At 35.6% G+C, this 13,757-nt stretch carries 13 protein-coding genes; 2 read left to right on the forward strand and 11 right to left on the reverse strand.

Annotated elements, in window-relative coordinates:
• Positions 1–27: 27 nt before the first annotated feature.
• The 7 genes from JF73_RS04490 to JF73_RS09920 all read right to left on the reverse strand — a co-directional run bounded on the left by JF73_RS04490 (position 28) and on the right by JF73_RS09920 (position 5,444).
• Positions 28–849, reverse strand: coding sequence for a hypothetical protein (locus tag JF73_RS04490; RefSeq protein ID WP_046327144.1), 822 nt, complete (start codon positions 847–849; stop codon positions 28–30).
• Complete coding sequence (locus JF73_RS04495; protein ID WP_046327145.1) at positions 849–1,553, reverse strand: ABC transporter ATP-binding protein; 705 nt, start codon at positions 1,551–1,553, stop codon at positions 849–851. Before JF73_RS04495 ends, JF73_RS04490 begins: the two co-directional genes overlap by 1 nt.
• Positions 1,554–1,562: 9 nt before the next feature.
• Positions 1,563–1,916, reverse strand: coding sequence for a GntR family transcriptional regulator (locus JF73_RS04500; protein WP_046327146.1), 354 nt, complete (start codon positions 1,914–1,916; stop codon positions 1,563–1,565).
• A 488-nt stretch (positions 1,917–2,404) separates the two neighbouring features.
• Complete coding sequence (gene pepT, locus JF73_RS04510) at positions 2,405–3,646, reverse strand: peptidase T (protein WP_046327148.1); 1,242 nt, start codon at positions 3,644–3,646, stop codon at positions 2,405–2,407.
• 13 nt (positions 3,647–3,659) lie between these two features.
• Complete coding sequence (locus JF73_RS04515; RefSeq protein WP_046327149.1) at positions 3,660–4,457, reverse strand: Nif3-like dinuclear metal center hexameric protein; 798 nt, start codon at positions 4,455–4,457, stop codon at positions 3,660–3,662.
• On the reverse strand, positions 4,450–5,133 hold the full coding sequence (locus JF73_RS04520) for a tRNA (adenine(22)-N(1))-methyltransferase (protein WP_046327407.1): 684 nt from the start codon (positions 5,131–5,133) through the stop codon (positions 4,450–4,452). The genes JF73_RS04515 and JF73_RS04520 overlap by 8 nt, the downstream gene beginning before the upstream one ends.
• 71 nt (positions 5,134–5,204) lie before the next feature.
• Positions 5,205–5,444 carry an ATP-binding cassette domain-containing protein gene (locus JF73_RS09920; RefSeq protein ID WP_046327150.1) on the reverse strand — a complete coding sequence of 80 codons (240 nt, stop codon included), beginning with the start codon at positions 5,442–5,444 and terminating at the stop codon, positions 5,205–5,207.
• A 525-nt stretch (positions 5,445–5,969) separates the two neighbouring features.
• Between JF73_RS09920 and JF73_RS04530 the strand changes: the two genes are divergently transcribed.
• The gene (locus JF73_RS04530; RefSeq protein WP_046327151.1) at positions 5,970–6,410 is read left to right on the forward strand and encodes an 8-oxo-dGTP diphosphatase; all 441 of its coding nucleotides are present in this window, start codon (positions 5,970–5,972) and stop codon (positions 6,408–6,410) included.
• 12 nt (positions 6,411–6,422) lie between these two features.
• The gene (locus tag JF73_RS04535; RefSeq protein WP_046327152.1) at positions 6,423–7,655 is read left to right on the forward strand and encodes a CPBP family intramembrane glutamic endopeptidase; all 1,233 of its coding nucleotides are present in this window, start codon (positions 6,423–6,425) and stop codon (positions 7,653–7,655) included.
• Positions 7,656–7,701: 46 nt separating this feature from the next.
• Here JF73_RS04535 and rpoD read toward each other — a convergent pair whose 3' ends face one another.
• From rpoD to glyQ, 4 genes are read right to left on the reverse strand one after another with little or no spacing between them, the layout of a single operon-like run.
• Positions 7,702–8,823 carry an RNA polymerase sigma factor RpoD gene (rpoD, locus tag JF73_RS04540; RefSeq protein ID WP_038522729.1) on the reverse strand — a complete coding sequence of 374 codons (1,122 nt, stop codon included), beginning with the start codon at positions 8,821–8,823 and terminating at the stop codon, positions 7,702–7,704.
• Between the two features lie 13 nt (positions 8,824–8,836).
• Positions 8,837–10,645 carry a DNA primase gene (dnaG, locus tag JF73_RS04545; RefSeq protein WP_046327153.1) on the reverse strand — a complete coding sequence of 603 codons (1,809 nt, stop codon included), beginning with the start codon at positions 10,643–10,645 and terminating at the stop codon, positions 8,837–8,839.
• 14 nt (positions 10,646–10,659) lie between these two features.
• Positions 10,660–12,726, reverse strand: coding sequence for a glycine--tRNA ligase subunit beta (glyS, locus tag JF73_RS04550; protein WP_046327154.1), 2,067 nt, complete (start codon positions 12,724–12,726; stop codon positions 10,660–10,662).
• Positions 12,719–13,636 (reverse strand): glycine--tRNA ligase subunit alpha, encoded by a 918-nt coding sequence (gene glyQ / locus JF73_RS04555; RefSeq protein ID WP_046327155.1) that lies wholly within the window; start codon positions 13,634–13,636, stop codon positions 12,719–12,721. Before glyQ ends, glyS begins: the two co-directional genes overlap by 8 nt.
• Positions 13,637–13,757 lie beyond the last annotated feature (121 nt).

The following is a 13,757-nucleotide window of genomic DNA, read 5'->3' on the forward strand; positions in this document are numbered from 1 at the left end:
TTAACTAATTCTAGCTCCCACTCTGTATTACTTTTTTTCCGGCTCAAAGAAGTGATTAATTAAAAAAAGGTTAAGCGCTAAAATTACTAAATCGATGACAAACAGTACTATCATTAAGTTTTCTAATTCAACCAAACTGTTAAGAGATGTAACTTTCAGATTGACCAAATTGAAATTTCCAGTGAAAAAATCATAAAAAGAAAATACGCTGTTTATTTTCCAAATGAATCCGATAATAACAATAATTATTAACAAGCGTACTAAAAATAAAATAGTACGATTTGATCCTTGTGGTAGAAAATCTGAAATTGCGATACTAGAAAAATTTAAAAAACTGGCTATTAAAAACATAAAGAAGCAACTTAAAATTGCAACAATGATTACGTAAAAGAATTCCAAACTGGGATGGATATTTATTCCTAAATTTTGTCGAAATTTGCTATTAAATAAAACACATATTAGTAAGAGAATAAAAACAATTATTACATTCACTAAGACAAAATAAATTAGTGAAATAAAAGAACTGAATATATTTTCAATGTAAAACTTGCCATCTGTGATAGGAATTAAGCGCCAAGTCTGGTCTCTATTCAATCGCTCGTTTTGGGAAATGGTTAATAAAAACAAGATTAAACCAAATACGAAGAATAATGAGCCAAAACATGCGAGTATCTCCGTTAAAAAGCCTGCTGGATTAGTCAGTCTAGTATGAATCATTCCTAAATTTATACTAAAATTGGTAAAAAAGGCAAGTGCTATTGCCGAAACGAATTGAATAGTAACAATTATATTGACTCTTTGAATTTTGCGCTTCAATAACTCTTTAAATAAATGAGTTGCCGGGGTCATTATTCTTCCTCCGCTTCATATAAGCCTTCATAGTAATCTTCAACGCTCTTATGATGTTCACGGATCTCCTCAGTTGATTTGTGTGTGTAAATGGTTTTGTCTTTAATAATGACGATTTCATCTAGCATACTAGCTATCTCATTGACAAAGTGATCAGAAACCAAAATAGTAGAATTTTCTGGCTTCCACAAAATAATTGAGTTAATAATTTTCTTACGTGACATGGCGTCAATCCCAGAAAAAGGCTCATCTAATAAATAAAGATCTACTTTGCGCGAGAAAGCAAGTGCAATGATTAATTTTTCCCTCATTCCCTTGGATAGTTCCGACAAGCGCATTTCAGAATCTAGCTTCATAAATTGACGTAATTGCTCAAATTGTTTTTCATCAAAATCCTGGTAAATAACTTCATAAAAACTACTGATGTCTTTGATTTTAGTTGAGTTGCCAAAACCTGTTAGACCATCAGTAAACGAAAGTCTAGCTTTCCTTTGGGCTACTTTGCTTTCACCAGAAATAGTCACTGTTCCGCGGTAATTTTTAGCCATACCGCTGATAATGCGCATTAAAGTTGTCTTCCCAGCACCATTCTCACCTAGAAGGGCTACAATTTTTCCTGGTTGTAAATTTAAATTGATATTATCCAAAATTGTTTTTAAATTTTTCTTGTAAGTTAGATCTCTTATTTCCAATAGATTTTCCATTTTTAACTCCTACTTTAAGTGTTCAGTTAAAATTAAATTAAGCTGTATCGTTGAAACCCCTAGGGCTTTCATATTATGCACAAATTTACTTTGTTCAGATTTGATAATGTCTTTTTTAATTTTTTCCAGTAATTTTTTATCATTAGTCACAAAATTACCCTCTCCTCTTTTAGTAATTAAAAGCCCTGATCTAGTCATGTGTTTGAGCGCCTTTTGAATAGTGTTCACGTTGACCATTAGGTGAGCTGCTAAATTACGGACAGAGGGAATTTTCTGACTGGGTTTAAGTTTTCCGGTAATTATTTGGCGACATAAATCTTCTTGGATTTGAACATATATCGGCCTATCATCTTTAAACTTCATATTTTCCCTCTAACTGTATTACATATATAATACACTATAATATTACAATAAAATTAAAGTTTATGCAATTAATAGTTTAAAATCTTTTTCTGCGAAAAATTAAATAGTCAGCATAAGTACTAACTTTATTCAGTTGTAAGATAATAATATTTTTTATTTTCACTCACCTTTCCCCAAAAATTTTTATTAGTGATATACTTTGATAATACACTAGTATAATAAAATAAATAAATGATAATGGCAAGTGCATCTTTACAAAAAATCTTAGAATTATTTAAGTGTTCCACAATACGTCCAAAAAATCTTAAAAAAGCAAAAAAAGCGGATAAAACCATTTTTGACAATGATTTATACGCTTTTTCTTGTCTTTGTATTAGTTGTGCATAATTTTACTAACTTTTTGATAGCTTAATTAACTTTATTACAGCAACTTTTAGCCCTTTATTTATTTTTAATTATGTGAGTTATAAATAGTCAGTTTTGTTTCACTACTTGTTATCAGCAGCATTCATTTGCACCATTTTTATCATGACATCTACAGCTTTTGCCATGGATTCCAGTACTGTGTACTCGAAGCGTCCGTGCATGTTTTCTTGACCAGAGAACAGATCCGGACAAGGTAAACCTCTATAAGTCAGAAGTGAACCATCTGTCCCTCCCCTTACGGGGTCTTCATTGATGGTTAAGCCTTCAGCTTGATATGCTTTTCTCGCTAAATTAACAATTTCCATGTGATCTTTAAGAATATCAGCCATATTGTAATATTGATCTCTCATGTTAAGCTTAATTCTTTCTGTGCCGAAATCCTTATTCATTTGATTGACAATAGCTCTGACTTTATTTTTACGATCTTCAAGACCATCTCTTTCAAAGTCACGCACGATGTATTCCATTTGTGCGTTGTCTACTGTACCAGTAAAGTTGGTCAGATGATAAAAGCCTTCTCTTCCAGCCGTCTTTTCAGGAACTTCGTTTTGCGGAAGTTGATTTTGGAAGTTAATACCAACCTGGATAGCATTGATCATCTGATCTTTAGCCACTGAAGGATGCACATTTACTCCTTGAATATCAAGCGTGAAAGTAGCAGCAGAAAAAGTGCCCCAATCTAACTTACCTGGAGCCCCGCCATCGACTGTGAAAGCAAAATCAGCACCAAATTCTTCGATATCAAAATGCTGAGCACCCATACCGATTTCTTCATCAGGAGTAAAACCAAACCGAATCTTGCCGTGTTTGATTTCTGGGTGGTTTAACAAATATTCTGCTACAGTAACTAATTCTGCTACTCCACATTTGTCATCCCCGCCCAGCAAAGTGTCACCAGATGCTGTAATGATAGTCTGTCCCGCATATTTCTTTAAGTTGGGAAACTCGGCCGGATCCAAATAAAAATTAGAGTCGCCTAATTGAATTTTAGATTTGCCGTCATAATTTTCATGAACTTGCGGCTTAACATTTTCGGCATTAAAGTCTGCGGTATCACAGTGTGCTAAAAGTCCCATTACAGGAACATCATAATCTACATTAGCTGGAATTTCGGCAATAACACAGCCTGATTTCTGATTATAATGCACATCAGATAAGCCTAATTTTTCTAGGTCAGGTAGAATTACTTCTTTTTGAAAGACTTCTTGGCGTTCAGTTGAAGGGAAACGATCTGAATGTTCATCTGAGCGTGAATTGACTTTGACATATTTTAAAAATCTGGGCAATAAATTTGGATATTCCATTTTTTCTCCTTACCTAAAATAAATCTTGAAATGGATTGGTTGAAACTTTTGATTCTGCGACTTGGACATCCCATGAATTTTCTTCATTCCACCGCACTAATTTCTGGTAAATTTTTTCTTTAAAAATCTTTTCAGTATAGTGTCCCGGATCAACGACTGTTAAACCCGCTGAAATCATATCATGGCCTGTATGGTAATAAACATCGCCAGTAATAAAAGCATCAATTTTTTCTGCTACAGCTTCAGGCCAGTATTTACCGCCATCGCCGCAAATAAAACAAACAGATGAAATAGTTTGCTTATTATCAGCAGTAATTAATCTTACCATTTTTACCTGCATCTTGTCTTTAACATAATAGGCAAAGTCTTGAGCAGACAATGGTTGCGGCAATCTGCCTTTGCGTCCAATTGCAATGCCATCTTCATCAGGACAAAAAGGTTCAATGTCTTTTAAGCCTAATTCTTCCGCCTGCCAATCACTAGAGCCATCATCTGCTTTATCTGAGTTAGTGTGGATAGAATAGACTGTTATTCCATGAGCAATAATTTTGCCATACATGGCATATTGCGGATTTGCAAAATTCAGATTTGGCGCCGGTCGGAACATTAGCGGATGATGACTGATAATTAAATCAACTCCATTTTGCACTGCTTCGTCTACTACTTGAGGTCTAACATCTAATGTTGTCAATATTTTAGTGACATTCTGCTCAAGAGAACCTATTTGAATACCAACTGGATCACCCTTGCTGGCAATTTCTTCAGGAAAATGCTTTTTTAAAACGGCTACTACATCTTTAACTTTAGTCATTTAACTCCCCTTCAATCATTTTTATTTCATCTTCAATTTGCCTGATATGTGTCCTATCTTTTTCTTGGGCTTTATTTAAATTAGACAGCAGCCTTTGATGATAGGCTAATTGATCCTGCCATTTTTGATAAAAAACCTGATTTTTTTCTTTTAAAATTTCTGGGCCAAAAAATATTTGCCGATCAGTTAACCTGATAGTACTTTCTACCTCTTGTGCCTTGATCAGCTCATATATATGCCCGGCTTCAGCTATAATTTTTTCATCAATAATTTGATACTTATGTGTTGAAAGCCATTCACGCACACCAGGTTCGCCTACATTAGGTTCCAAAATTAAAGTCGCAAAATGAAAATTTTCTGACCAAGCTTTATCTAAAATATTGGTCATTAATTTACCACCCATACCAGCAATTATCACTGTATCAATTCTGTCTTGGGCGCTAACTGTTTCAAGACCGGATCCCAGACGGGTTTCAATTTTGTCTTTTAAGCCGGCCGCAACGATATCTTTTTCCGCATTTTGTAAGGGACCGGCTGCTACGTCACTTGCAATAGCATAATCAACTTTACCCTCTTTTACTAATTGGATTGGTAAATAAGCGTGATCTGTTCCGATGTCAGCAATACGGGCTCCTTGATCAACCATTTGCGCTAAAGTATTTAATCGTAAGTTCATCTTCATCCTACTTTCTTTATAATAGAATTTTAGCATAATGCTTTTTATAAGATAAAAATAAAATAACGAATTTAGTTACTCTTATTATTAGTTTCTAAATCAATCTGGCGGTCAAACATGCTTACCTCGTCTTTAGCTATGTGATGAGCAACTTCAATCACTGTTCCGGGAAATTCTTTTAAGAAAGCGGCGTGGATTTTTTGAGACAATTTTGTGTCCAATGAGGAAGTAGCTTCGTCTGCTAACAAAATTTGTCTTCGCTTAAGCAGCGCGCGGGCAATTTCTATGCGCTGATTTTGCCCTCCTGACAAATTTTTACCTCCAAGACCAACTTGATACCGATACCTTTTTTTCTGACCAGTTCTTCTAGGCCAGCTTTAGAAACCGCCTTATTCAGCTCTTGTTGGGTAACCTTTTGCCCTAAAGTAATATTGTATTCAATCGTATCATTTAATATAAACGGTTGTTGATTGATTAAAGCAAAGAGTTCATGTAATAGCGAATATAGTTAATCCGGGCAAGTTTCCCGTAGGCTTTTGAGCAAAGGAGATGAATACTTTTAAAAGATAAGCTAAAAATACTGATTGAAATGAATAAAGAATTGAAATAAATAGAAAAAGAAAAAGTTTCCATTTCTTTGCATATTTGAGAGCCATGTTATCCTCCTAAAACTTAAAATAGTATTACAAGTATAATGAAACAAATTAATAAAAGCCACAAAATTTCTGATCTAATTTAAATTTGCTGGCAAAAAAGTGAGAAAAATTTTCTTTTTCTTTCTAAATCGCTATTTTATAATTGATAATAAGATTTAAAAGAAAGAGATTTTTTACTTAATGGATAGAACTGAACCAGTTACTTTAACGAATATGTGTATGATTAAAAAAAACAATAATATCTTAGTTTTGGATCGCAATGACCCCTATTGGCCAGGACTTACTTTTCCAGGAGGCCATGTTGAAGATCATGAATCTTTTCATGACTCAGTGGTGCGAGAAGTTAAGGAAGAAACAAATTTAGATATTAAGAACCCGCGTCTATGTGGTATTAAGCAATTCTATGATGAAAACGATCACCGTTATCTCGTTCTTTTTTACATAGCGACTGAATTTACCGGTACAGTCAAAGCCTCAAGGGAAGGCGAATTGACGTGGATGACTGAAGAAGAACTTTTGCAACATAGGTTAGCTTATAATTTTGACCGCGACTTACTCGTGTATTTTAATGAAGAAATTGGTGAACATATATTAGACGGTCAGCGGGATGAATTATTCTAAGGAGAATTTGAAATGCTTTCTGAACAAGCAATTAAGCGTTGGCATCTAGGACAAATAATAGTCCAAGAAATTCTGATCATTATGGCGCTTGTGCTATTTTTTAAAATCAAACCCCTGGCCAAAAGTAAAATTGGGGCAATGGTAGTTCTGCCAGTTTTGTTTATACTAATACTTTTACAACTAACACTCCTACACGAAAAACATCCTGTACGAAAATTAGTCCAATTTAATCATTATTTTCAAGCTGCTAACATCCAAATATGTTTTTTAGTACTTCTCACAATCGGAGCAAGTTTTATCAAAGTTTTAAATACTAAGAACCTTATCTGGTTATTAATTCCACTTACTTTGTACGAACTAGTTATGCTAGTTCCTATGGCAGAACTGGCCTGGGGAAAGATAAGTAGTGTGATTGGGCAAATCATAACTTTATTATTATTCTCAAGTCTGATAGTTGCTATTTTAGAAATGTTGACTATGTATAGCTACCCTTCTTGGCTACAAATGCTTAATAAAACTGAAATTACCGGGGCAATTTGCTTTGTCATCACTTCAGTAGTCGCCATGAATAAATGGGGCTATCAAACTCCCGGCCTGAGATTGAGTTCAAAAGCTAAATATGCAGTTCTGGGTTTTATCGCTTTATTTATTATTATTGACTGCTTGTTTAATGCTTTTAATGTGGCAGATAACTGGGGACAACTGCTCACGAGCTGGGATTTTCAGATTACTACAAAGCATATAATAAAGTTCATTTGCGAAGGCATAGCAGCTGGTATAGCTGAAGAATGGTTGATGCGTTTTTGTGTTTTAAATATCTTGCTTAAAACTTTTAAAAATGCGCAACATCAAATCTTATGGTCGGTTGTATTAGACGGTATAATCTTTGGAGCACTTCATATTGTTAACCTGATAGAGCAGCCAATACCGGCCACAATTTTACAAATGATTAATGCAAGTGTAGCTGGTATTACTTTTGCAGCAATTTATCTTTATACTGGGTCTTTTTTCATAAATATGGGCTATCATGCAGTTTTTGATATTCTAGCTTTCCTAGCTTCCGGTACCATGACCATGACTAATCCCACTGTTTTTGAATGGCAGTATTTGATCTTAACAACCCTAGCTTATCTGGCTTTTTCATTTTTCTTATTGTCAGGTAAACGCAAAAATGTTGTTGAATACAACATGGAGCAATGGGGATTAGCTGATAATTATGGAGTTTACGGCTTAAACTTTAAATAATAAAAAAGACAAGATTTTTTGAAATCTTGTCTTTTTGTTTAGCTATTTAATCTAAGAAATCACGTAGTTGATTTGATCTACTTGGATGACGTAATTTACGCAAAGCCTTTGCTTCAATCTGACGAATTCGCTCTCTTGTAACTCCAAATACTTTTCCAACTTCTTCTAGAGTTCTGGTGCGACCATCATCTAAGCCAAAGCGTAACCGCAAAACATTCTCCTCGCGATCAGTTAAAGTATCAAGAACTTCTTCTAATTGTTCTTTGAGCATTTCATAAGAAGCATGTTGTTCAGGACTAGTTGCATCTTTATCTTTGATAAAGTCACCTAGATGAGAGTCATCTTCTTCTCCAATAGGAGTTTCCAAAGAGACTGGTTCTTGAGCAATTTTCAAAATGTCGCGAACTTTAGCAGTAGGCATATCCATTTCGGCTCCAATTTCTTCTGGAGTTGGTTCGCGTCCTAAATCCTGCAATAGTTGTCTTTGAATCCTAATTAACTTATTGATAGTTTCAACCATGTGAACTGGAATTCTAATAGTTCTGGCTTGGTCGGCAATAGCACGTGTAATTGCTTGCCTAATCCACCAAGTGGCATAGGTTGAAAATTTGAAACCTAAACTGTAATCAAACTTGTCTACGGCTTTCATCAGTCCCATGTTGCCTTCTTGGATTAGGTCTAAAAATGACATGCCACGACCAACATAACGTTTTGCAATCGAAACTACCAAACGCAAGTTAGCTTCAGCTAATTCTTGTTTAGCTTCTTCGTCACCTTTTTCAATCCTTTTTGCCAAAGAAATTTCCTGATCAGCATTTAGTAATGGTACCCTACCAATTTCTTTAAGATACATTCTGACAGGATCATTCATTCTAACGCTCGAAGGAGCAGACATATCCTTTAATTCAGCTTTTTCAACATCTTTTTGTTTCTTCAAAGCTAAACTAGAAGGATTGCCCTTTTCATCAACGATACTAATCCCGTTATCTTCGAATTCCTGAACGAGTTGGTCGACTGCCTTTCCTTGGAGTTTATAAGGCTTAATCAATCGATCAACAAATTCATCTTCGGTAATTGATTTATCTTTTTTAACTTCTTTAACAACTTTTTTGACCATCTTATCTAAAGATAATTGCTCGTTGTTCTCAGTCTTTTTATTCTCTGCCACAATAAGCCCCCCTTTAACCCTGAATTCTCTTTAACTGCAAAATTTTACGAGTAATACTTATTATTTCATCATTATCTGCTTTACGTTTCGCGTCTTGTAAATCACCCATCAGTTGTTGGAGCTGCACTTTAATTTTTCGCATGTTTAAAGCATTAATTTGCTCATCAATTTCGCGGTCTGAAAAATCCTGAGGCATGTCCGTCATTTCAGCATTTATTATTATACCTTGAAGTTCGTTAGGAATAAAATCTAAAAAACTATTAACTGTCGGATTTTCTTGATTTTCACTAAAATTTAACCATAATTCCGCTAATTTTTGATAATTTGGATCAGGAAATAAAAATTGATGTGCTAAAAGATATTCTCGTGCATGATCAGAATGAATGAATAAGTATAATAAGCGCGTTTGAACTGGGTCATTTATTGTACTAGTTTGTTCATCTTCAATTGGAGCATCAGGATAATCATTAATTGGTTCAGGTTCCAGCGGAACAGGATTACCCTGATGTCTCTTTGCCGTATTTTGCTGCCTACGATACTTTGTCAAATTAACCTTAAGCGAATCTATTGAAACACTTTGTTCTTTAGCTACTTTGTTTAAGTACAAATCTTGTTCAACTGGATTTGATAATTGTGCAATTTCTTTGGTTGCTTCATCAAGATATGCTAATTTTTCGCGATCGTTAGCTAAATTATATTTTTGTGCTAGTCTTTTAAGGAAGAAATCCGTTGGGGTTAGTGCACCCTTAATTTCATCTTGGTATTTCTCGATACCATATTTTTTAACATACTCGTCCGGGTCCAGTTTTTCAGGTAAAACCACAATCCCTAAATTAAAGCCGCCAACTTGATTAAACATCTTAGCAGCACGTTCTTCAGCATGGATGCCAGGATCATCCCCGTCATAATTAATAATTATATTATTGGTAATCCTGCGTAACATATATATTTGCTGATCAGTCAGGCTGGTTCCCATTGAGGCAATACCTGATTTAATACCGGCTTTATAAGCCGCAATGACATCCATATATCCTTCGTATAAAATCAAATGCTTTTCACTGCGAGCCGCTTTTTTAGCTTCTGCAAAATGGAAAAGTGTCTTAGACTTAGTAAATATCTTTGTTTCTGGACTGTTGATATATTTAGCTTCAGTTTTATCTGTTGAAAGACGTCTTCCCGAAAAACCAACAACATAGTCCCCTTCATTACAGAGAGGAAACATCAGCCTGTCTCTAAAGCGATCGAATAATTCTCCAGCTTGCGACTGGACAAACAACCCGGTATTAAGCAAGTCTTCGTCTTGATAATTATGTCCCCGTAGATATGTTAATAACAAGTTGTCTTGCTTAGGCGCATAGCCAATCCTAAAGTGATTGATAATTTCGTTATTCAAATCGCGGCTTTGCGCATATTCCAGACCGCGCTTTCCCGCATTAGTCGAAACTAGGACCCGATGATAAAAATCAGCAGCTTCTTCATTTATTTTGATCAAAATATTAGAAAAGCGAGGTCTCTTTTGAGTGTATTCTCCAATATCAATATGAGCAAAGTCGGCAACCTTTTGGACACTTTCCGGGAACGTTAAATTTTCCTTGTACATGAGGAAGGAAAACACATTTCCCCCTTTGCCACAACCAAAACACTTAAAGAACTGTTTACCTTCATTCACTGTAAAAGAAGGAGTTTTTTCTTGATGAAATGGACAAAGTCCAACATAATCTTTACCCTTCTTTTCGAGTGAAACATATTGGCTTATAACATTAACTATATTGACGTTATTACGTACTTTGGCAATTGTTTCCTCGGGAATCAGACCAGCCATATTGCCACCTACTTTTATTTAATAACTAGCTTGCTTAAATCACCAAGACGATTGGCTAATTGCGCCACGCTATTCAACTGAGCCAAACGATTATTTTTAACTGCTTCGTCCTTAGCCATAATCATATTAGTATCAAAATATAAGTCAATTACGGGTTGCAATTTAACAAAACCATCATAAAGAGCTGCAAGGTCATTGACTTTGCTTAGTTTCTTAACCCCATTAGCCAGTTCAGTTTCAGTTTCGTTATCAAACAAGTCACTCTTGACCTCATTTTGACCTTTATATTTGGCTTTCTTTAAAATATTATTGATTCTAGTCAAGCTTTCAACTACTGGTTTGAATTTATCATCATCATGATGCAATTGCAAAACTTTTGCTGCAGCGAGGATTTGAATAGGATCTTGCTGGCTTGAAGCCAAAACGGCATCAATAATATCATATTTATAATTATTTTTCTGTAAATATTGGTTAATCCGATCCCGAATAAATGATGAAATTTGTTCTTCTTGTTCGGCTGTCTTAGGCAATTTGGCAGGAGTTTTCTTTTCCAAAGCGGATACGATTTCCGGTAAGACTTCGTTAAACGGCAATGACCATTTTTGCTCTAATAAAATTCGGACAATACCATAAGCATAGCGCCGCAGTGCATAAGGATCATTTGAGGAACTCGGGATCATTCCTGCTGCAAAGAAGGTAATGATTGTATCTAATTTATCGGCGACTGATAATAATGAGCCAACGGTAGTTGCAGGTAATTTCCCTTCTGAAGTAGTAGGCATATAGTGTTCTTCTATTGCCTCAGCCACATCATCTTTTTCACCGGCAAGCTTAGCATAATGCTTACCCATCACACCTTGAAGTTCAGCAAATTCACCCACCATTTGGGTGACAAGGTCAAATTTATACAGCTGGCTAGCGCGGTCAAAATCCTTAATCGTTTGAGCATCTATGTTCCACTTATTTGCCAAATAATCACCAATAATTTGTACTCGCTTCATTTTCTCAGACATGGAGCCGATTTTATCGTGGAATGAAACGTTATCTAACTTTTGTACAAAATGACTGAGTGGGTATTTACGATCCTCATCATAAAAGAATTGGGCATCATCTAAGCGAGCAACTAAAACTTTCTCATTGCCAGAAACCACATTTTCCAAATAGTCTTTATTACCGTTGCGAACAGAGATAAAGTGGTTAATCAGTTCACCATTTTGATCATAAACTTCAAAGTAACGTTGGTTGTCTTTCATAGAAGTAATCAGAACTTCTTGCGGCATTTGCAAATAATTTTTAGCAAACGATCCTGCAAAGACAGTCGGGTATTCGACTAAATTCGTTACTTCTTCAAGTAAGCTCTTGTCTGGTTTAATTTGCCAGTTGTTCTTTTTAACCAGCTTATTCATTTGGTCTACGATCATATTACGACGTTTAGTAGCGTCTACAATTACAAATTGATCTTTTAAAGCATCTTCATAATCGGAACTGTTAGCTAGAACAACACTATCTCCGAGAAAGCGGTGACCCTCAGTTTTACGACCAGCAGTAATATCAAGAATTTTTACAGGCACTACTTCGTTGCCAAATAATGACACAAGCCAGTGAATAGGACGCACAAATTCAAAGTCGTTTGAATCCCAGCGCATTTTTGTAGGAAAAGTCATTGCTTTAACAATTTCGCTCATCCCCAAAAGAATAGAACTGGTTTTTTTACCTTCTTTCTGCACATGAACATAAGCATATTCGGTACCTTTTAATTCTTCAAAGTAAATGTCATCTGTTGTCATTCCTTGACCACGGGCAAAGCCTTGTGCAGCCTTAGTCCAGTTTTTATCTTGATCAAGAGCTATTTTTTTTGCGGGACCTTTTTTAATTTCATCAATATCATCTTGTTTTTCAGCTAATTCTTCCACTAAGATGGTCAATCTGCGGGGCGTTGAAAAAGTCTTAATACATTTAAATTTTAAGCCATTTTCTTTAAGAAACTTCTGCGTTCTGTCCGCCAGTTGCTTAACACTACGTTCAACAACGTGTGCCGGCATTTCCTCTGTGCCGATTTCAAATAAATAATCTTTAGCCATTTTCTAATCCCGCCTTCTTATCTTCTGCGTTCTTCAATAACGGAAATCCCCTTTTTTCACGTTCCTCTACAAAGCACACTGCTACTTCATGAGCCAAATTTCTAATTCTGGCTAAATAGCCAGCCCGTTCGGTAACAGAAACTGCACCTCTGGCATCAAGTAAGTTAAAAGTATGAGAACATTTCAGAATATAGTCATACGCTGGCTGAACTAAATTTAATCCAATTAATTCTTTCGCAGTTCTTTCGTAAACGTCAAAAAACTGCAATAAATCTTTTTGATTAGATTCTTCAAAAGCATATTTCGAATTCTCATATTCTGCTTCTTTAAAAATATCGCGATATAAGACTCCGTCTCCCCACTCCAAGTCAAAGACAGAATTAACGTCTTGAATGTATGAAGCAAGCCGTTCTACACCATAGGTAATTTCACTCATTGTTGGTTTAACATCAAGTTCACCCACGACTTGGAAATAAGTAAATTGACTGACCTCCATGCCATCAAGCCAAACTTCCCAACCAACACCGGCACAGCCCATAGAAGGATTTTCCCAATTATCTTCTACAAAGCGAATATCGTGTTCAAGCGGATTAATTCCTAGCTCTTTTAGGCTATCAAGGTAATATTGTTGAATGTCTTCAGGAGCAGGTTTGATGACTACTTGAAATTGATGGTGTTGGAATAATCTATTAGGGTTGTCACCATACCTGCCATCAGCGGGTCGACGTGAAGGCTCAACATAACAAGCAGCCCAGGGTTCTGGTCCAACAGCACGTAAAAAGGTATAGGGACTCATAGTACCAGCGCCTTTTTCAACATCATAAGAAGGCATTACCATACAGCCCTTTGAGGACCAAAACTTTTCCAACTTAAAAATCATATCTTGAATAGTTAATTTTTTATTTGCCATTTATATTTCCTTCCTGCATTAGACCATAAAAAAAGCCTATGCAAAACATGCATAGGGACGAGATTCAGTCGCGGTTCCACCCTAATTCAGGAAATAATTCCTGCTCTTAATTCATTTAGCT

Origin of the sequence: Lactobacillus helsingborgensis (assembly GCF_000970855.1) — a bacterium.
Taxonomy (GTDB): domain Bacteria; phylum Bacillota; class Bacilli; order Lactobacillales; family Lactobacillaceae; genus Lactobacillus; species Lactobacillus helsingborgensis.